Annotated in this window: 18 protein-coding genes; 6 read left to right on the top strand and 12 right to left on the bottom strand. The window is 58.7% G+C overall.

Annotation, left to right across the window (positions count from 1 at the left end; all coding sequences use genetic code 11):
• Positions 1-49 precede the first annotated feature (49 nt).
• Positions 50-523, top strand: coding sequence for a globin family protein (locus tag ACVWZG_RS05380; protein WP_011432275.1), 474 nt, complete (start codon positions 50-52; stop codon positions 521-523).
• Here the strand turns inward: ACVWZG_RS05380 and ACVWZG_RS05385 are convergent.
• From ACVWZG_RS05385 to ACVWZG_RS05400, 4 genes are all read right to left on the bottom strand, one after another.
• Entirely contained in the window at positions 520-780 is a 261-nt protein-coding gene (locus ACVWZG_RS05385; RefSeq protein WP_011432274.1) for a ferredoxin-thioredoxin reductase variable chain, read from the bottom strand. The genes ACVWZG_RS05380 and ACVWZG_RS05385 overlap by 4 nt on opposite strands.
• Positions 781-1,127: 347 nt before the next feature.
• Positions 1,128-2,537, bottom strand: coding sequence for a cytochrome c biogenesis protein (locus tag ACVWZG_RS05390; protein ID WP_457393622.1), 1,410 nt, complete (start codon positions 2,535-2,537; stop codon positions 1,128-1,130).
• Between the two features lie 111 nt (positions 2,538-2,648).
• Positions 2,649-3,398, bottom strand: coding sequence for a cytochrome c biogenesis protein CcdA (locus ACVWZG_RS05395; RefSeq protein WP_457405387.1), 750 nt, complete (start codon positions 3,396-3,398; stop codon positions 2,649-2,651).
• Between the two features lie 80 nt (positions 3,399-3,478).
• The gene (locus tag ACVWZG_RS05400; RefSeq protein WP_457405290.1) at positions 3,479-4,372 is read right to left on the bottom strand and encodes a prephenate/arogenate dehydrogenase; all 894 of its coding nucleotides are present in this window, start codon (positions 4,370-4,372) and stop codon (positions 3,479-3,481) included.
• Between the two features lie 509 nt (positions 4,373-4,881).
• Here ACVWZG_RS05400 and ACVWZG_RS05405 point away from each other — a divergent pair.
• Entirely contained in the window at positions 4,882-5,280 is a 399-nt protein-coding gene (locus ACVWZG_RS05405) for a hypothetical protein (RefSeq protein WP_414330450.1), read from the top strand.
• Here ACVWZG_RS05405 and ACVWZG_RS05410 read toward each other — a convergent pair.
• Complete coding sequence (locus ACVWZG_RS05410; protein WP_011432269.1) at positions 5,277-7,196, bottom strand: ABC1 kinase family protein; 1,920 nt, start codon at positions 7,194-7,196, stop codon at positions 5,277-5,279. The two genes, ACVWZG_RS05405 and ACVWZG_RS05410, sit on opposite strands and share 4 nt — an antisense overlap.
• A gap of 251 nt (positions 7,197-7,447) precedes the next feature.
• On the opposite strand from ACVWZG_RS05410, the gene ACVWZG_RS05415 reads away from it, so the two are divergent.
• Both ACVWZG_RS05415 and ACVWZG_RS05420 read left to right on the top strand, forming a co-directional pair.
• Positions 7,448-8,287, top strand: a complete 840-nt coding sequence (locus ACVWZG_RS05415) for a CPBP family intramembrane glutamic endopeptidase (protein ID WP_457415284.1) — start codon at positions 7,448-7,450, stop codon at positions 8,285-8,287.
• A 266-nt stretch (positions 8,288-8,553) separates the two neighbouring features.
• Positions 8,554-10,728: a caspase family protein gene (locus ACVWZG_RS05420; protein ID WP_457405295.1), complete on the top strand. Its 2,175-nt coding sequence runs from the start codon at positions 8,554-8,556 to the stop codon at positions 10,726-10,728.
• Here ACVWZG_RS05420 and ACVWZG_RS05425 read toward each other — a convergent pair.
• Positions 10,725-11,396 carry a DUF1614 domain-containing protein gene (locus ACVWZG_RS05425; protein ID WP_457405298.1) on the bottom strand — a complete coding sequence of 224 codons (672 nt, stop codon included), beginning with the start codon at positions 11,394-11,396 and terminating at the stop codon, positions 10,725-10,727. The two genes, ACVWZG_RS05420 and ACVWZG_RS05425, sit on opposite strands and share 4 nt — an antisense overlap.
• 884 nt (positions 11,397-12,280) lie before the next feature.
• On the opposite strand from ACVWZG_RS05425, the gene ACVWZG_RS05430 reads away from it, so the two are divergent.
• Positions 12,281-13,225 (top strand): putative CRISPR-associated protein, encoded by a 945-nt coding sequence (locus tag ACVWZG_RS05430; RefSeq protein ID WP_414344159.1) that lies wholly within the window; start codon positions 12,281-12,283, stop codon positions 13,223-13,225.
• Between the two features lie 100 nt (positions 13,226-13,325).
• Here the strand turns inward: ACVWZG_RS05430 and ACVWZG_RS05435 are convergent, their stop codons facing one another.
• Positions 13,326-14,720, bottom strand: coding sequence for a malic enzyme-like NAD(P)-binding protein (locus ACVWZG_RS05435; protein WP_414350856.1), 1,395 nt, complete (start codon positions 14,718-14,720; stop codon positions 13,326-13,328).
• Positions 14,721-14,728: 8 nt separating this feature from the next.
• Here ACVWZG_RS05435 and ACVWZG_RS05440 point away from each other — a divergent pair, with 8 nt between their 5' ends.
• Positions 14,729-15,340 (top strand): chromophore lyase CpcT/CpeT, encoded by a 612-nt coding sequence (locus ACVWZG_RS05440; RefSeq protein WP_414400142.1) that lies wholly within the window; start codon positions 14,729-14,731, stop codon positions 15,338-15,340.
• A 14-nt stretch (positions 15,341-15,354) separates the two neighbouring features.
• Here the strand turns inward: ACVWZG_RS05440 and ACVWZG_RS05445 are convergent, their stop codons facing one another.
• From ACVWZG_RS05445 to ACVWZG_RS05465, 5 genes are all read right to left on the bottom strand, one after another.
• Positions 15,355-15,672 (bottom strand): hypothetical protein, encoded by a 318-nt coding sequence (locus ACVWZG_RS05445; protein ID WP_457396945.1) that lies wholly within the window; start codon positions 15,670-15,672, stop codon positions 15,355-15,357.
• 185 nt (positions 15,673-15,857) lie between these two features.
• Positions 15,858-16,469, bottom strand: a complete 612-nt coding sequence (locus ACVWZG_RS05450) for an ATP-dependent Clp protease proteolytic subunit (protein WP_457405300.1) — start codon at positions 16,467-16,469, stop codon at positions 15,858-15,860.
• On the bottom strand, positions 16,417-16,806 hold the full coding sequence (locus tag ACVWZG_RS05455) for a Uma2 family endonuclease (protein ID WP_414328713.1): 390 nt from the start codon (positions 16,804-16,806) through the stop codon (positions 16,417-16,419). Before ACVWZG_RS05455 ends, ACVWZG_RS05450 begins: the two co-directional genes overlap by 53 nt.
• Positions 16,803-17,078 carry a hypothetical protein gene (locus tag ACVWZG_RS05460; protein ID WP_457405304.1) on the bottom strand — a complete coding sequence of 92 codons (276 nt, stop codon included), beginning with the start codon at positions 17,076-17,078 and terminating at the stop codon, positions 16,803-16,805. Before ACVWZG_RS05460 ends, ACVWZG_RS05455 begins: the two co-directional genes overlap by 4 nt.
• A 17-nt stretch (positions 17,079-17,095) precedes the next feature.
• A complete protein-coding gene (locus ACVWZG_RS05465; protein ID WP_457405305.1) occupies positions 17,096-17,731 on the bottom strand; it encodes an ATP-dependent Clp protease proteolytic subunit in 636 nt (211 codons plus the stop codon).
• Positions 17,732-17,735: the final 4 nt, after the last annotated feature.

Here is a 17,735-nt window from a genome sequence, read left to right on the forward strand (position 1 = left end):
AACAGGTGGTGTTTTTTCCATTCTCATTCCAGCTTGCCCAGGGATCCCTATGCTGACTCAACTGCGCGAACTGAGCATCGCTGCCGACGGACGGTATCTCAGGGATGAGGAGCTGCAGTTCATGGAGACCTACCTAGCCTCCTTTGACCTTCGCCTGAGCGCCTATCGCAAGATCCAGGCGGCGGAAGCCCAGATCATCCGGGATGTGGAGATGAAAATGCGCGCGCTGGATCCCTACTTGCTCATGCGAGGGGTGGAAGACTTCAGCAACAAGTGGAAGGCTGACACCGTGCGGGTTTTGCGCCTCTCGGCTTTGGCCATGCTCCTGGACGATGAGCAACGCTACAAAGATCGATTTCTCTACTGGTTCCAGACCTTAATGCGGGCCTTCCGCACCCAACGCAGTTGCGAGGCCACCTATCGCTTCCTACAAGAAGTGATAGCCAATTACCTCACCCCCGAAGAAACCAAGTTGATCAGGCCGATTCTGGAAACCAACCGCACGCTGTTGGGCCTCAACTAGGCAGCCGTCTCAGCAGACTCTCCAGAACCAGCCGACTCCACCACCTCTAGCTCATCAGCTTGGAGATGGGCACGGAACTTGTTGTCAAACTGCACCTGAAAGGGAAAGTTGGCGCTGATCGGGCGGCCATTCCAATCCCGAATCACGGCCTTCAGCTCCCCTTCCATGCCTTTGAGGTCGAAAGGTTGATTGCGATGTTCCGGGTGGTGATAGACAATCACGCTGGTACGCACCCGCACCCGATCTCCAACTTTCATGTCTTGCCCTCCTGAAAAGGCAGCATACTGCAGGAACCGACTGGAAACACTCTAACTCAATCTCTAAGCAAGCTTTCCGGATGTGGAGAAGTGTGTGGAAACTGAAACAGTAGTTTGCATTTTTCTCAAGTTCCCTCTCACTTTGGATGACCCGAGAACATCCCCTCAAACTCAAGCCATGAGCCCGACCCAAGGGATCCCCCTGACTGGCCACTGGATCCCTGCATTGTATACATCCTTCCAGAGAACTTTAGGGTGTGGCAAGGAAAATCAAATGAGGGCTTTCAACCTCATGGGATCCCTATTGGGCAGGAGATAGAGCTCAGTTTCGGAGGAAAAGGCAGCACCTATCCAATCTCAGCTTCCACCGGGATCTGGGAAAGAGAGAAGGCGACCTTTTGTTGCTCCACCAAGCGGTCGAATTCTCGCTCGAAAGTAACCAAGGCCCGGTTGGTTTTGCCCCCCAAGTAGAGCCCCGTCTCCGTTTGCAAAGCCCAGATTTGGCTGTAGCTGAAGTAGCTCATCACCACCCCCACCATCAACAGGCCAAATCCGAGATACACCGCAGGGATCCCTGGATCCGATTTAATTTGCAGTCCGGTAGCGCCGATCACCTCATCCAGATACAGAGTGAGGGGGTTGGGGAAGCGTTGGGGAGCGACCTCGTCGAGGGCCAAGCTCATGCCTTGGCGCAGGGATCCCATCCATTGCCCTTCAGTGTCGTAGAGGAGGGCTGTCCCCTGCAGATCCGGCAGCAGCAGCGTGAGGCCCTGGCTCATGTCCGGCTGGGTGGGCACAAAAGCGCCCCAGAGTTTGTTGCCTGCCTCGGTACGCACCGGCACCACCGGGATTTGAAAAGTGGGGCTGTTGTTGATGCGGATGCGGATGCTGTCGATGCTCCAATCGGCTTGGTAGAGGGTCACACCCCGGTAGGAGAGAGGATGGTTGACAGAAATGGTCTGACGTTTGACCTCCTGACCCTGATCCAAGATCGAGAGGTCGGAATAAAACTGCTTGACACGGCCATCGGGAGCGTAGTCAATCCAGAAGCGATTGGCCCGAATTTGCCAGGTGGGCAAGTGAGCGCGAGCCAGATCCCCTGCTCCGGTCAAGTGTTGAATGGAAGCCACGCTGCCGCTGGGAATGAGTTCTTGGGCCTTGAAGCCGCTAATGCTGCCCCAAATGGCCCCCAGCAAGATCAGCAGCATGCTGACATGCACCAAGATGGGGCCGATCCTGCCGATCAACCCTTTGCGGGCGTAGAGGTGATGGCCCTCCTGAAACACCAGGTAGCCCTGTCGGCGCAACTGCTGCGGCAGCCCTTGTAAGGATTGTTGGGGCAGATACGTCCAAAAGGGCAGGCGCTGAAAAGACTGCGGACGGGTGAGATAGCTCCAACGGCGGGCCCCCTTCAACATCGGCCATTGGCGCGTCAGGGAACAGGCGGCAAGGCTGCTGCCGAACAGGATCAAAATGGCCAGAAACCAAGGGGTGCGGTAGACGTGATCCAATCCCAAGTTCAGGATCACCCGCCACGTGAGAAAGCCAAACAGGGCCGGATGCTCCGGATAGTGGGCTTGATAAAAAGCCGCTGTTTCCTCTTGCTCGATCACCGTGCCGGTGGCGCTCAAGACCGCAATTGCCAACAAAAGGCCAATGGCCAGGCGCAGATCCGCCAGCAGCGGCAGCAGCTCATGACGAAAGTACCGCCGCAGCGAGGAAACCCAGCGGGCAAGCGGGAGAGAGTATATGACCATGAGAAGTTTGTCGGCTCAAGATTCAGACCGCTGCTCTTGCCAGGCAAGGTGCAGTCCCCAACAGGGTGCTGTAGGTGTAGCCCCATCTTAGCCTGCAGCAGCAGGGATCCCTTAGGCCCAAGCCAACAAGATTGTTACGCTGCCGAACCCCACCAACACCACCCCACTGGCATAAGTGAGCCAGCCCGACCAGCGCCGCAGGGCCAACAGTTGCTTCACCAACCCGGTAAACACCCCCGCCAGGAGCAGAGGAAAGGCCAATCCCAGCCCGTAAGCCAGCAACAGCCCACCCCCTACCCATGGCTGCCCTGTGGTGGAAACCCAGGCCAGCAAAGCCACCAAAACCGGCGTACTGCAGGGAGAGGCCACCAGGCCAAAAGTTAACCCCAGCAACACTGCCCGACCCAGCCTGGGCCATTCTCCGGGAATCTCGAGGCGGTTAAACCCATCGGGAAAACGCAGGGGGATCACCTCTAACAAGTTCAGCCCCATCAAAATAGCAATTCCCCCCACCACAACAGGCCCGAAGGATCCGGTTTGTCCGTAAACGCGACCCAGCAAAGCTGCCGACAAACCCAGCAGGGTCAGGGTAAAAGCCACCCCAGCCGCAAAACCCAAAGATTGAGCCCAAACTTGCCGCCGCCCTTCCCCAGCCGTTTCCTCAGAAGCGGGGGTGTAGCCGCCGATGTAGCCGATGGTCACCGGCAGCATAGACAACGTGCAGGGGGAAAGACTGGTGAGCAAGCCCGCCAGACCCACCACCAACAGACTAACGGGAGAAAGGTGCTGCAGTTGAAACTGCACCAGCTCAGTTGCCCATTGTTCTAGGTGGTAAAGCCAGAGCTGAGCCGCATTCAACATAAGCTCGATCTGTCCACATAAGCTCAAGGTAGCATGAACTCCCCCGCCCCCCTGGGATCCCCAGTCTTGGGGGAGTACGTCTACTGTCCATTCCCACCGCGCAGGTTGTGAGGAATTCCGCGAGGATGGTTGACCGGGAACTGCTGCCATTCTTGTTGAGTTCGTTGCAGCACCCGGAGCAATTCGTCCCACTTTTCGCCATCGATCAACCGCTCTATCTGTCGTAACTGGGCTTGGTAGCTGTGCAGGGCAGTCAGCAGCGCCTGCCGGTTGTGGCGGGCCATTTCCAAACCCAATTGCGGGATCCCTCCGCCAACACGGCTGGTATCGCGGAATCCGCTGCTGGCCAAAGTGCGGGCCAATTCCAGAATCGCGGGATCCCCTTCTTGGCTAACCGCTGCGATCAAACTGGCGCTGACCATAACTGGCAAATGGCTGATCCAGGCCACCGCTCGGTCATGGCGTGCGGGATCCGTGAGGACAGCTTCTGCGCCAACAGCAGCAATCAGTTCTTTCACCGCATCGAGAGCCTGAGGTTGGGTCTCGGCGATGGGAGTGAGCACGTAGGGCCGCCCCCGAAACAAGTCAGCTTCTGCCGCTTGGATCCCTTGCAGGCTTTTGCCGGCCATGGGGTGCCCCCCCACAAACCAGGGCCACAATTCGGTTGCCGGAGCAACGATGGGCTGCTTAACCGAGCCGACATCGCTCACCACGGTTTCTGCCGACAAATAAGGCAACAGGGCGGCTAGCGTGGTCAACACCTGCTCCAGAGGGGTACAGATCAGCACCATTTGCGGATCAAAGCGAGCCAACTGGGCCAACTCGGTTCCACAGCCTTGGACAGCACCCCGTTCCAGAGCCTGTTTGCAGGTGGCCGGGTTGCGGCTTATCCCCCAGACGGGATATCCCTTTTCGGTCAGTTTGAGGGCCAGGGATCCGCCAATCAACCCCAACCCGACAATGGCAATGCGCATAGTATCTCAGTAAGCCAGTGAAACTCCTTTTTGGACACCACCAACAACCGCTTCCAGGTGTAGTAGGAGGCTGCTCCCGTAGCTCAGCGATACTCGCCACCGGCGGGCAAGCCTAGTTCCTTCCGAAGCTCCCGCCGCAGCAGCTAAATTCTCGGCCAGGGACTGTCCACTTGTCCATTTTTAAGTCAATATAGGGGTAACATCCGGGCTTGCTTGCCCTGCGGATTCGTGGTAGCCAAACTGGCCTCCGACAGGAAAAACAAGGGCAGGCCTTGGATGTATTGGCAGGAGCTCGGCCCGCTGTGGACTGCTGTTGCGCCGAAGGGATCCCAGCCTTTCGTGCCGGCTCAGCGCAGTTCTTCTTCGCTTACTCAAGAGCAGGTGTCCCTCTTCTCAGCGATTCTCCAGAACTGTACCCATCGAGCCACTTTCACAGCGGGCTCGGCTTTTGGCCTGCGAGTTCCCGCTTTAACCCCCGTTGGGGAGCACTCTGTCGTTTAGGAGATTCTATGCCTAGTGAACCCAAAACCCGCAAGAGCCGTGAAAGCACTAACCCGCGCCCGCGCGACCGTCGTCGTGAATCGGCCAAAGGGAGCAAAGGGGCAGTCTCAGCCACCCATCTCTCCTTGCCGAAGTTAATTCAAGAGAATGCGGTGCTCCAATCTCGCAGCCAGTTGTTGTTGATGTACAGTGACTTCCAAACCGAAATGCCCAACGATGGCAAAACCGGTGTGGGCACCTGGCTACAGTCTCGACTCAAGGAGCACGGCATGCCCAGCCTGCTGCGTTTTGGCCCCCGCTCCCGCCCCCAGGTTTTCCGCCGCGATGAATTTTCCGAGTGGATTACGCTGGCTCTGGCCTCTGTTAACCCCAACAGCGATACTGCCCCCCAAGAGCACCTGAGCTAGGCCGGAAGGGGAAGTTGAGCGGTAGAAGCAGAGGTTGCTGGCCCAGGGATCCCGCCACGCCCGTTGAGGGAAGAGGGTGAACTGGGCTTTTCTGTATCCGGCAATAGCAGGTCGCGGATGAGGCGGGCTGCCGAGCGTTGCAACCAGCGGGAGGCCAATTGACGGCCCAGTTGTTGAGCTTCCGGTTTGGCAGCCACCTTGGCAACAATCGGCAGAAGCTGCAGCGGCTGAAAGCTTGGGTTGCTGCTGAGGAGTTCCCACAGACGCTGCAAATGAGCCAAGCCATCTGAGCCACCCTGGGATCCCGAGCTGGAAAAGAGCACATCCACTAGGCGCTCCCGCAGGAAAGCGCCCCGCTCAGAAAAGATAAAATCAACGGCCTTTTCCAGGGATCCCTGCAGGTCAAAATCCTCGCTGTTGACGGCGTTGCGCAGCAGGTTCTCCAGGCGGTTCCAGCGAAATTGCCCCTGGTTAAACAGCAGCTCCCGCAGAGATACGCGCAGCTCCGGGGCCGGGTCGGTGAGCAGGCGCTGAGCCACGTAGGGATAGGCCACGCTCAACACCTTAAAGTTGGGATCCAGGCCGATGGCGATCCCTTCCAGGGTGAGCAAAGAGCGGATGATCAAGGCGTAGTAGGCGGGAACTCGAAAGGGAAAGTCGTACATCACCCCCGAGAGCCGATCGGTGATGCTCTTGAAATTCAGTTCGGAGACCGATTTGCCCATCGCTTCGGCGAAGACAGCTTCCAGAGCAGGGATGATGGGAGTCAGGTCGGTATCTGGATCCAGGAACTCCAAGTCCACGTAGTCTTGGGCCAGCCCGGCAAAGTCTCGGTTTACCAAATGCACAATCGCCTTGATCAGGCCGTAGCGCTGATGGGGCGCGATGGTGCTCATCATGCCGAAATCGATATAGGCCAGCCGCCCGTCGTACATGGCCAAGAGGTTGCCCGGGTGGGGATCGGCGTGGAAAAAGCCATTTTCCAAAAGCTGCTTGAGGGAGCAATTGACACCGATCTCGATCAAGTGCCGTCCATCCAGCCCCGCAGCAGCGATTTTGTCAACCTGAGTCAGCTTGATGCCATCAATCCACTCCATCGTCAGCACCTTGGTGCGGGTGTACTCCCAGTAAATTTTGGGAGCGTAGATGGAGGGGTGACGGTACAGCGCCAGGAACCGCTCGGCATTGCGGCCCTCCTGCGTGTAGTCCATTTCTTCGTAGAGGCGCCCGGCAAACTCATCGACGATGCCCACCAGGTCGCTGCGGATGCGGCGGAAAGTGCGTTTGGCCCAGGCGGCCAGGCTGCGGACAATATACATGTCGAGAGAGATGCGCCCAATCAAGTCGGGCCGCTGCACCTTGACGGCGACTTTCTCCCCGCTGTGCAAGTAGGCCTGGTACACTTGCCCCAAGCTGGCGGCGGCAATCGGTTCAGGGCTGATCTCTCGAAAGATTTTGTCTATGGGTTTGCCGATCTCCGACTCGATGAGGGCAAAAGCAATGGCATTCTCGAAGGGGGGCAGCTCATCCTGCAGTTTGGCCAGCTCCTCTAGAAATAGGGGCGAAACCAGATCGGGACGGGTGGAGAGGGCTTGGCCGATTTTGATGGCTGTCGGCCCCAATTCCGTGAGGATCTCCCGTAGCCGGGCCGCATGTTTCGGGCGATTCTTCAGTTCTACTCCCCGCCAGCGATCCCAAAACACCCAGGCCAACAAGCCCAAAAAGGGGGTGATCAACTGAAACAGGCGCCGCACCACCAGATCCCAGCGCCCTCGATATTGCTTGGCCAACTGCTCTGGGTCGTAACGCAAGCTTGGCTCAGGAACCACCCCCAGATCTGCCGGAGGGATGGAGACAGCCCCAGAACCCAAGCCATCCTGCCTCGCTGCTATTGTCACTACCGGTGTTGCGCCCATAGATGCCCCAACGGATTCCGTAACACATCTTAACTTGCTGGCTCAGCCTGGCGACCCTCGGAGACAGCCACCGGCCTGCTCGATTGGGTTTGAAAAGGCGGGACGAACCTTCGGAATAAGGATCTTCAGTCTTCTCCCTGAGGAGTTGACAGCAGCCCACCTCTGGGGATCCCCGCCAAAACTAGAATGGGAAAACTGCGCTCTCTGCCTCTGTGTCTGGATCTCCCCCTCTACGGCCTGCCGAGCCGAGTGTGACCGGATTTGCAGCCCTTAAGGCGCGCCGCGTGCTGTTGGCCTTCTTGGTGATCAACCTGGGGGTAGGCTTGGGAGCCATCGCCTTGGCCCAGCTGTTTCATCTCCCATCTGACGATCCTCTGCTGGCCGACTTTGTCTATTGCGCTACATTTGTCCTCACCTGTATCTGGAGCTGGCGACGGGGGCAGCAAGCCCATCTGCAGATGAGACGGCTGTGGGGCAACTGGCGGGCTGCTATTCCTTGGGGATCCCTGCTGCGGGTGGTGCCGGCTTTGGTAGTGCTCTCCATCGGCACAACTTTACTGATGATCTACCTGATATCTTGGCTTGCACCAGAGCTGGCGGAGTCGATGCTGCACTCACTGGGGGAAGAGGATAGGGAAACGGCCTGGCCGCAGATGTATCAGGGGTTGCGCTGGCTCTCGATTGGGGTGGTGGCCCCCATAACGGAGGAGTGGCTGTTTCGCGGCATCTTGCTACACCGCTGGGGCCTCAAGTGGGGCCTCTCCAGAGGTCTGCTGGCTTCTTCTGGGGTATTTGGCCTGCTGCACCCCAACCCCGTCGGGTTGACGGTGTTCGGCCTGGTGATGGGCCTGTTCTACCTGCAGACCCGCTCCCTGACCTTGCCTGTCTTGGCTCATGCCTTGAACAATCTCTTGGCCTTAGCGCTGGGATCCCTAGGAGGGGGAAGGATGGAACCAGCTGATCCAGTCGGGGCTTTCCACCTCTACTTTGGCCTGTTCTGTCTGGGGATAGCTGGGTTCATTTTGGTTCCCTTCGTCCGCTTCCATTGGCCGGAGCGTGGGGCTTGCTTGCCCTATTTCCTGAACCGCTGAGTATTGACTTCCTCACACTTTCCCTCCTGTCTGACGGACTTGTCTGACAGAAGAGCGCTGCCGTGGGATCCCCATGGGAAGTAGCGGAGGTTTGATTGATAAGGAATGCAAAGAAAACGCCAAAAACTGTCACTCGATCTCGGGAAAAAGCTGTGTGGATGGGGATATCCTGAAATAGGCAGCAACAGATTCCAGTGCAAAGTTTAGCTGTGGCTCGCTGGCCGATGGGGTAGTCGTTGGGCCGGGGGTCAGCCCAGAGGGTCAACATGGAAAGGCGGTCTTTTCTGCAAAAACTCCTCCTGGTTGCTGCCGGTCTTGGCCTATCCCCTGGCTGGTTGAGGGGCCGGGCTGAGCGATATGGGCAAGCTTTGGCGGCTGGCTCCCGCAAGCTGGCTGTTCTCATCGGTATTAACCGCTACCTGGGCGAGGGATCCGCGCTACAAGGGTGTTTGACAGATGTGGAGTTGCAGCGGGAGCTACTCCTCTATCGCTTTGGTTTTGACCCGGCAGACATTCTCACCCTTACCGATGGGGCAGCCACGCCGGCTGGGATCCAATCGGCCTTTGCAGAGCACTTGGGGGGTCAAGGTCACACGGCTGAAACGGTAGTGGTGCAGTTTAGCGGCTATGGCCAGTGGCGGCTGGGATCCGCGCCCAACTGTTGGCAGCCGGTGCTGCTGTTGTCTGGCTCTGAGGGAGTGGCAGCAATGGAGCTAGACAGCTTTTTCCGGCTTTTGGAAGGCTTGGGCACTGCCCAGATCACCACCCTTCTGGACTGTGGCTTTACCTATGTCTCGCCGTCGGTGCGAGGCAACTTGCAACTGCGTTCCCGTCCCCCAGCCGCGATCTCGGACTCCAAGGACTCCGTCCCGCTGGCGCGATCGGAGCCGCAGCGGGTTTGGCCGTCTCCGCCCAAGGGCTTGCTGATTTCGGCCACCACCCCGCAAGACTTGGCAGCAGAAGCCGCTTGGCCAGGATTCTATGCTGGGGTACTCACCTATCTGCTGACGCAGTACCTGTGGGAAACCACGCCTGCCACTCGTCTGCTGGTGGCCTTTAACCAAGTGGTTAGCCGGCGAGAGCTGGGCCTATTCGCCTGCCAACGCCCCACCTTGGAAGGCAAAGACACTGCTCGACACATCCACCCCTATTTTCTCATGCCCACACCGGCAGGGGTCAGCGGGGTAGTTCAAGAAGTGAAGGGAAATCGGGCTCAGGTGTGGTTAGGCGGGATCCCATCGGCGGCCCTGTGTGGTTTGCAGCCGGGTACTCTTTTGGTTCCCATTCCCGCCGATCCTTCCGCCTCTTCGCCGACGCCGCTGCTCATGCGTTCTCGCAGTGGGCTGTTGGCTCAGGTTCAGATGGCCAGTCCGGAAGGGCAGCTTCCCCCTGTGGGCACACCTTTGCGGGAGCAGCTGCGCGGCCTCTCCAGCACGCTCAAGCTTTTGGTTGGCCTAGAGGAGAACCTGGGCCGCATTGAAAAGGTGGATCTGACCAATGCCATTGCCGGCTATAGCTGGATGGAAACGGCCAACCCCCGCGAGCGACAGGTGGACTGTTTGTTGGGCCGCATCACCCCGGAAATGGCCACTGCTTTTAGGACTCCGTCCCGCTGGCGCGAACGGTCGGATACCCTGCTCAAACCCCTGGAAGTGAACAGCTACAGCCTGTTCTGGCCGGGGCGAGAATTGCTCCTGAATTCCTGTGGCCCAGCAGGAGAGGCTGCAGCAATGGCCGTCCAGCGGTTAGCTCCCCGTCTTGCCCATCTGCTGGCTGCCAAACGTTTGCGCACCACTCTCAATGCTGTTTCCTCTTCCTTGGCGGTGGTGGCGGAGTTGGCTGTCAAAGGTAGAGCTGCCAATCGCGCCAGCGGGACGGAGTCCTTAGCTCCCTCGTTGGCGGCACGCCTTGTCCAGTCTGTAGCCTCTGCTCCTGCTGAGGTGGGTATGCAGCGGTTTACGCGAGGGGATCCCTTGCATCTCACCCTTTGCAACAACAGCGAGCAGGATCTCTACGGCTACCTGTTGCTGATCGACCCGACCGGACAACTGCACCTGCTGGCCCCCCTGCCTCAGGACAACTTCACCACACCTCTTCGCTTGGAAGCCAAGAGCAGTTTAACTTTGCCACCCTTGCCGGAGGTCGATGGCGAGCTGCGCTCTGCTGTGAGCTCTGACTTGCTCACCTGTCAGGCCCAAGGGCTGACGGAGCTGTTGTTTGTGGCCAGCACCCGCCCCCTGTCCGCCAGCTTGGAAGCCCTCAAGGCTATGGCCCGCAAACTGGGGGTAGCCCGTTCGCCGATGTTGCTCAATGGGCCGCTGGAATGGACGCAAACGCTCCTCGAGGAGTTGACTCAGCGTGCCTCCGAAGGGGATCCCGACTTGCGTTGGCTGGATCCCGCCCAATCCATCACCCTTTCCCTTACCTATTTGCTGGTTTAGCTCAGCAGCAGGGCAAACAAGCCACAGAGGGCAATACCATCGAAAACCCCGGCCCCGCCAATGCTGAGAATGCCAGAGCAGTTGCGCCGCAGGACTTCTGGCAGATGCAGGAGATCTGCCCCGATCACCGTGCCCAAAACTCCACCAGCAAAGGCCACTGCCGGTGCCTGGTTCCCTGCCCAAAACAGAGCGGCTAAGGCTGCCGTAGCCGGGGCAATTAGAGGATTCATCTGAATGCCGATCCCGGGCACCACGTGGGAAGCATAGTAGCTGACCAAGGTTACCAGCGCCGTTACCGCCAGGATCAGCACGCTATCGGCCCGCCCAAATTGGTATAGGGCCAAGAGCACCGGGATCAGCCCCCCGCCCACGTTTAAGGCAATCACCGTCTCCTGGGAAAGCTTGGTCAAAGGGATCCCCCAGAACTGCCGCATCCACAAGCTAGCTAGGTCTTCTACCAGCGTCACCTCGCATTTCACCCGATAGAGGGGAATATTGACCGAGCTGCCCACCAGGATGGCCAGCAGCAGTAACAGCGCTCCCTCCCGCGAGAACCCCAGCTTTCCCACCGCCAGCGCCACCACATCCACTGCCAGCCCCAGCCAGAGGAAAGGCAGCAGCAACACCAGCATGAAAAACAACAGCAGCGAGACCGGCAGGTAGAACATGGCAGGGATCCCAACTTTTCTTCAGCCTATCAGGACTCGGTTCAACTTTTCTCAGCTGCGTGCCCCCTGAGAAAGTAAGGACTCCGTCCCGCTGGCGCGATAGGTTTGCAACTAAACTTTATTCGTTTCAGGATCTCAAAGGCCAAAAATGAGGTTGCGAATATCCCGATCGCGTTAGCGGGACGGAGTCCTTGAAATATTGCGGCCAGCCCTCCAGTCGCCAGGAGTTTTAGCCATAACGATTTGATAGCGCGGATCTCCATAAAACCGAATTTTGATGTGATTAGATTCTTCAACAGTCTCGAAGCAAAGGTCGCGCAGATACTGTTCAGTATGAATGTTCCACTTGCGGTAGTCTCTGAAGATGTAGCCCTACAGGACAGGCCGGCAGAGGTGCTGCAGATCCTGGGCTAGGCATGGCCCGCTACTACGGGAATGGGGGGATGCCTGCTGGCGAGACTCCGCCACACCAGGGATCCCAGCCCAACAGCCACTCTGGTCGCAGGGACGCCGTTCCCCAAGGCGCGGCAAACGAGCCCCAGCAGGACAGACCACAGCAAAACAACCAATACCCACAAGACTAGACCCAACAGCGGGCCCGCCAAGCCTGCTTCCAGATTGGTCAAAAACTGAAGGCCACCATCACCAACATCAAGGGCAACGAAGTTACTTTCCAGATTTCGGGCTCCGACATCAAGCTCACCCCAAGGGAACCCTCCCTCTCGGTGGAGCAAGAGGTAGAGGTGAAGGTTCTGGGCCTTAGAGAAGATAAAGGACTCCGTCCCGCTGGCGCGATCAGAGAAGATAGCAGAATCGGCAAAGTCCAGCTGCTCTGGGCGCAAAGCAAGACAGAGCTCTCGAAAAATTTGAGTTAACCGCCTATCATGCAGACCATCATCATGACTGTGGGCACCTCCTTGCTCACCAACCTTGACAAAGACCTGCAGCCGCAGCGCCCCTGGGTGGGACAAAAAACCATCGGGGATCCGGAGCAAGCGCTGGCCTGGATGAAAAGAACCGATCTGGAGCTGATCAGCGCCGATCGCGCCAGCGGGACGGAGTCCTTAACCAACACCTACTACCGCCTGGATCCCACCCCCGGCGATGCTTTGGTTCTGCTGCACTCCGCAACCCCCCATGGGCTGGAGTGTGCCCGGATTTTGAAGCTCTTCTTTGAAAGAGAACTGGGCCAACAACAGGTTTCTCTGGTGCCCCTTCCCGGCATCGACTACGAGCTAGAGGGATCCTCTCTGGAGCGGATGGCCGAGCTGTTGAAACAGTTGGCAGAGAGCGCCAAGGGGATCGTCACCTTTGCCGCCACCGGTGGGTTCAAAGCCCAAGCCATGATCATGGCTGTGGTGGGCAGCCAATTGGGGATCCCAGTTTGCTACATCCATGAGCAATACAAGTCTTTGGTCTACCTGCCCTACCTACAGCCGGAAGTTCAGCCCCGGATCCCTCGGGCAGGTCTTCCCGATCGCGCCAGCGGGACGGAGTCCTTTTCAGGCCGACCTCGCTCCGAAGTCATCCAGCTGCAGGTCGACAGCAGCCACCACCGTCCTCGCAGCTGGGTCAAGGTGGAAAAACTCCTGCGAGACATTCCCTGGGTGGATCTGGTCCGCTACGACCCGCACGCTTACTCTGCCCCCAAAAACAGCGTCAAAGCTGCAAACCGCAAAACAGAGGACGGCCGCCACATCTTGTGGATCCATCTCCACCAGAGCCAGGACACCCACCTTGCTGTCAGGGTAGAGACCACCGGTTACACCCCTGAGCACCTGGAGCAGGCCGCCGCTGAGTTGCGGGAGCGCTTGGGTCGTCTGGTGTGAGTTCCCCCCAGGGAAGGAACAGGCCAAGATCCACCCCCGGCCTTTCGCGAGGTGAGCGCGGGGCATTTTGTGGCTTGTCACCTGGTGCCCTAGGTAGCCCTCAAGGGATCCCGGCCACGCCGGTTTGGCGGGCAGCCTGGATTACCGCAGCGGCCACCTGAGGAACCACCCGCCCGTCGAAGACCGAGGGGATGATCCACTGGGGATCCAACTCTTCGGCAGGGATCAAGGCAGCAATGGCTTGAGCGGCAGCCAGGCACATCTCGGTGTTGATCTGCTTGGCGCGGCAGTCGAGGGCGCCGCGAAACACGCCCGGAAAGGCCAGCACGTTGTTGATTTGGTTGGGGTAGTCGCTGCGGCCCGTGGCCATCACTGCCACCCGATTGCCCACCAGCTCCGGCTGGATCTCGGGCACCGGGTTGGCCAGGGCAAAGACGATGGGATCCGGTGCCATTTTTTCTACCATCTCCACTGTCAGGGCATTGGCCACGCTCACCCCAATAAACACATCCGCTCCCACCAAGGCTTCCGCCAGGGATCCCTTCTCCTCGACGGCAATGGCCGCCTTCTCGGGGGTGAGATCGGAACGGGAGCGGCTGAGGATCCCTTGGCGGTCGCAGACCAGGATGTGGGCTGCCCCGGCCCGCCGCAGCAGTTGCGTCACGGCAATGCCGGCTGCCCCGGCCCCGTTGAGGACAATGCGCACCTCGTCTAGGCTCTTTTTCACCACTTTCAGGGCATTCAGCAGCGCCGCCAGCACCACAATGGCGGTGCCGTGCTGATCGTCGTGAAACACCGGCAGGTTGAGGCGGGCCTTGAGCTGAGACTCAATGGCAAAGCAGCGAGGGGCGCTGATGTCTTCCAGGTTAAAGCCGCCAAATCCCGGCGCCAGGCGCACCACCGTCTCCACAATTTCCCCCACCTCCTGAGTGGCCAGGCACAGAGGAAAGGCATCGATATCGGCAAAGCGCTTGAACAGCGCCGCCTTCCCCTCCATCACCGGCAAAGCTGCCTCCGGGCCGACATTCCCCAAGCCCAGCACCGCACTGCCATCGGTTACAATGCCTACACTGTTGCCCTTGATGGTGTACTCATAGACCGCGGCGGGGTTGGCAGCAATTTCTAGGGAAACCCGCCCCACCCCCGGCGTGTAGGCCATGGCCAGATCGGCGGCGCTCTCCAGGGGGCTTTTGGCCACCACCTGCAGCTTTCCCCCGCGGTGCAGCTCAAAGGTGCGGTCCACCGCCCGCTCCACCTTCACATTGGCCAAGGAGGCAACGGCGGCGTAAATTTGCTGAGCATGCTCGCTGCTGACGGCATCTACACAGATTTCTCGCACCGTTTCTGCTGCCGATTGGTGGATGAGATCGATCTGGCTGAGGCTGCCTCCCACTTCCGCAATGGCCTGGGTGACGCGGGCTAGGGCTCCCGGCTGGTTGAGCAGGCGAATGCGCAGGGCAATGCTATAGCTAGAGCTGGGGGTAAGTTTTGTCATAGCTCCCTATGGTAGACGAAAAATCCGCTTCCGACTTGCACACCCTGGCCAACTGGCTGGAGGGCTACTACAGCAACCGCACCCAGGCGATGGCAGAGCCGGTGTGGTTTGTGCCGGTCAGCCTTTGGTACGTGCGCCTTCCCCACCTGTTCTCGGAGGGGATCGGCTTTTTTACCGAGCAATTTAACCAGCACACGCCGGGCCAGTTTTATCGCAGCCGGGTGCTCCAGGTATTGGGGGATCCCTTGCGGATCGAGAACTACAAATTGCGGGATCAAGCAGCTTGGGCAGGTGCCTCTCAGGATCCGCAGCGCTTGGCGCAGCTCTCCTTGGCCGACCTGGAGCATTTGCCCGGTTGTCGCATTTTGGTGGAAAAGCGCCCAGACTGCTACCACGGCGAAATGCTGCCAGGTGGAGAATGTCGTCTGAACCCCGGGGATAGCACCTATATCCACATCGAGTTCGACCTCACCCCCAGCGAATTCATCACCTGGGATCGGGGCTTTGACGCCGCCACTGGCCAACAAACCTGGGGATCCCGCGCCGGACCCTACCGTTACCAAAAAGGGATCCCACCGGCCTCTTCCCCTCGCCCTTGGGGAGAGAGGGACAGGGGGTGAGGGCCAGAAAACAGTCAGGGGAACAAAAAAGGCAACAGATCTCGAAATCCTTTGCGCAGCCTGAGCAAAAAGATCAGCCGTTCCACCTCGGGGGAGACGGATCCGGTTTCGGGCCGAGCTGCCAAGGCTTCCTGGAGTTCCAGAGCCTCGGCGGCGGCGAGGGGCTGATTATCGACCGGAGAGCGAGCCCGCAAGTCGGGCTGGGCCCGCAGCACCTCCTCAGGGATCTCAGAAGCGGGGGGCAGAGCCAAAGCCTGATCTGGGGGATACAGCAGGAACACCAGCAGACTGGCCCATCCACCGCTCCTTCTGGCCCAATGCTGTCGGTTCACCTGGTCGGATCTCCCGGCTAACTCCACCCTAATCCTAGCCACCCCAAAGACCTCAGCCCGTCTCTCGGCACCGCAGAACCGGCACGGTGAGATCATGAAAGGATCCCAGGTGTATTCCTCGCGGGTTCAATTCTTCAACATCCGACTCAGGAGCTTGCCCAGGCTATTTTTTGGATCCAGCCATCCTAGCTGGCGATTGCTTCTGAGCGCTCCTGGATCACCCGGTCTACTATGCCGTATGCCTGAGCTTCTGTGGCCGAGAGGTAAAAGTCTCGCTCCACATCCCGCTCGATTTTCTCCAGCGGCTGGCCGGTGGTTTGTGCCAAGGTCTCGTTCATGCGTCGTTTGACTCGCAGAGTTTCGCGGGCGCGAATTTCAATGTCGCTGGCTTGGCCTTGGATCGTGCCCAGCGAAGGCTGGTGCAGCATGATGCGGGAGTGGGGCAGGGCAAACCGCTTGCCCTTGGTGCCAGCAGCCAACAAAAAGGCTCCCATTGAAGCTGCTTGGCCCACGCAAACCGTAACGATATCTGGCTTGATGTGGTTCATGGTGTCGTAGATGGCCATGCCCGCCGTCACAGAGCCACCGGGAGAATTGATGTACATCACAATGTCCTTTTGCGGATCCTGCGAGTTGAGGTAGAGCATCACCCCCACGATGGTATTGGCCAAGCTATCGTCAATGGGCTCGCCGATAAACAAAATCCGCTCTTGGTACAGGCGATCGTCAAGGCTAATCCACTGGCTATAGGGCTCGCCGGGCAAACGGTAGGGAACCCGAGGCACTCCAATCGGCATAAGTTTCTCCTGGCAAAGTATGAAACACAGAACGACGCGCTTGTAAGATATCTTCCGCGCTCAAATCCAGCTGGGGCAAAACCGAGGAAACAATGCGTCCAGATCCAGTTTTGACCTCGCCTTCGTATTCTCCGCCAACCCAGCGCACCGCGGAAACGGACTGCTTGGCTGGATCCACAATCCAGTATTCCGGGATCCCACGGGCAGCATAATCTTTGCGCTTGTCTTGATCATCGCGTTTTTCATGGTCCACTCCGGGGCAAACCACCTCCTCCACCAGCAGCGGCGGGGGCATGGGCAGCCCAATGGTTCCGCGACCGTTTCCCAGCAAGCTCACATAGCGGGATGCAAAACCATCACATCTGGGTTGCGAAACCGAGCCTTGGCTGCGGGCACTTCGACCTCAACTTGGCCCAAGCTCAGGCGTTGGATGGGCAAAAACTTGAGCAATTCCGCAATCAGAAACAGCTCAATGAGGGTGTTGATGCGCTCCTCGGTTGGCACTTCCCGAATAGACCCGTCTTCAAGTTCAATCCGTCCTCCATAAGGCCAGTCCGTGAGGTGGAGGTACTCCTCCGCCGTTAAAGGCTGTACGGGAACTTGAACCATGGACAGATCCCTCTGCTTTAGTTTTTGGCTGCTGCCAACCTCGGCACGCCTTTGGAACTGGTCAGCACCTGATCGATGAGGCCGTAGGCTTTGGCTTCCTCTGGTGTCATGAAAAATAGCCGCTCCGTGTCCTTCTTGATGCGCTCCATAGGCTGGCCCGTGCTGCGGGACAGTTGCTCCAGCATCATGTTGCGCAAAGTCAGAATCTCGCGGGTGCGAATTTCGATGTCGCTGGCCTGTCCACGGGTGCCCCCATAGGGCTGGTGGAGCACGATCGTGGCATTGGGCAGACTGGCCCGAAATCCTTTGGCTCCTGCTGCCAATAACATGGCCGCCATCCCAATGGCATTGCCGATGCAGATAGTATGCACAGGCGGCTTGATGTAGTTCATGGTGTCCAGAATGGCAAAGGCCGCTGTGTCGTAGTTATAGGTGCCCGTCGAGTTGATGTACATCTTGATCGGCTTTTCCCGATCCTCGTACTGCAGATACAGCAGTTGCTCGATGATCAGCTTGGTGACGTTGGCATTCGACTCCTCTGCAAGGGGCAAGCCCAGGTAGACAATGCGCTCCTGCAGCAGCAGCGAAGCCAAATCTGGGGGTGGGGTACGAACCGGAGCGCCGCCATAGTAGTAGTAGGTCGATTGCACCATGCCA

This window comes from Thermostichus sp. OS-CIW-33 (assembly GCF_054059615.1).

What these genes read in the sequence shown, in the direction of transcription:
- ACVWZG_RS05465 (WP_457405305.1), bottom strand. Translation starts at nt 17,731, where the DNA reads ATGGTGCAATCGACCTACTACTACTATGGCGGCGCTCCGGTTCGTACC.
- ACVWZG_RS05450 (WP_457405300.1), bottom strand. Translation starts at nt 16,469, where the DNA reads ATGCCGATTGGAGTGCCTCGGGTTCCCTACCGTTTGCCCGGCGAGCCC.
- ACVWZG_RS05395 (WP_457405387.1), bottom strand. Translation starts at nt 3,398, where the DNA reads ATGTTGAATGCGGCTCAGCTCTGGCTTTACCACCTAGAACAATGGGCA.
- ACVWZG_RS05460 (WP_457405304.1), bottom strand. Translation starts at nt 17,078, where the DNA reads ATGGTTCAAGTTCCCGTACAGCCTTTAACGGCGGAGGAGTACCTCCAC.
- ACVWZG_RS05410 (WP_011432269.1), bottom strand. Translation starts at nt 7,196, where the DNA reads ATGGGCGCAACACCGGTAGTGACAATAGCAGCGAGGCAGGATGGCTTG.
- ACVWZG_RS05390 (WP_457393622.1), bottom strand. Translation starts at nt 2,537, where the DNA reads ATGGTCATATACTCTCTCCCGCTTGCCCGCTGGGTTTCCTCGCTGCGG.
- ACVWZG_RS05400 (WP_457405290.1), bottom strand. Translation starts at nt 4,372, where the DNA reads ATGCGCATTGCCATTGTCGGGTTGGGGTTGATTGGCGGATCCCTGGCC.
- ACVWZG_RS05420 (WP_457405295.1), top strand. Translation starts at nt 8,554, where the DNA reads ATGGAAAGGCGGTCTTTTCTGCAAAAACTCCTCCTGGTTGCTGCCGGT.
- ACVWZG_RS05425 (WP_457405298.1), bottom strand. Translation starts at nt 11,396, where the DNA reads ATGTTCTACCTGCCGGTCTCGCTGCTGTTGTTTTTCATGCTGGTGTTG.
- ACVWZG_RS05380 (WP_011432275.1), top strand. Translation starts at nt 50, where the DNA reads ATGCTGACTCAACTGCGCGAACTGAGCATCGCTGCCGACGGACGGTAT.
- ACVWZG_RS05405 (WP_414330450.1), top strand. Translation starts at nt 4,882, where the DNA reads ATGCCTAGTGAACCCAAAACCCGCAAGAGCCGTGAAAGCACTAACCCG.
- ACVWZG_RS05440 (WP_414400142.1), top strand. Translation starts at nt 14,729, where the DNA reads ATGGTAGACGAAAAATCCGCTTCCGACTTGCACACCCTGGCCAACTGG.
- ACVWZG_RS05385 (WP_011432274.1), bottom strand. Translation starts at nt 780, where the DNA reads ATGAAAGTTGGAGATCGGGTGCGGGTGCGTACCAGCGTGATTGTCTAT.
- ACVWZG_RS05430 (WP_414344159.1), top strand. Translation starts at nt 12,281, where the DNA reads ATGCAGACCATCATCATGACTGTGGGCACCTCCTTGCTCACCAACCTT.
- ACVWZG_RS05435 (WP_414350856.1), bottom strand. Translation starts at nt 14,720, where the DNA reads ATGACAAAACTTACCCCCAGCTCTAGCTATAGCATTGCCCTGCGCATT.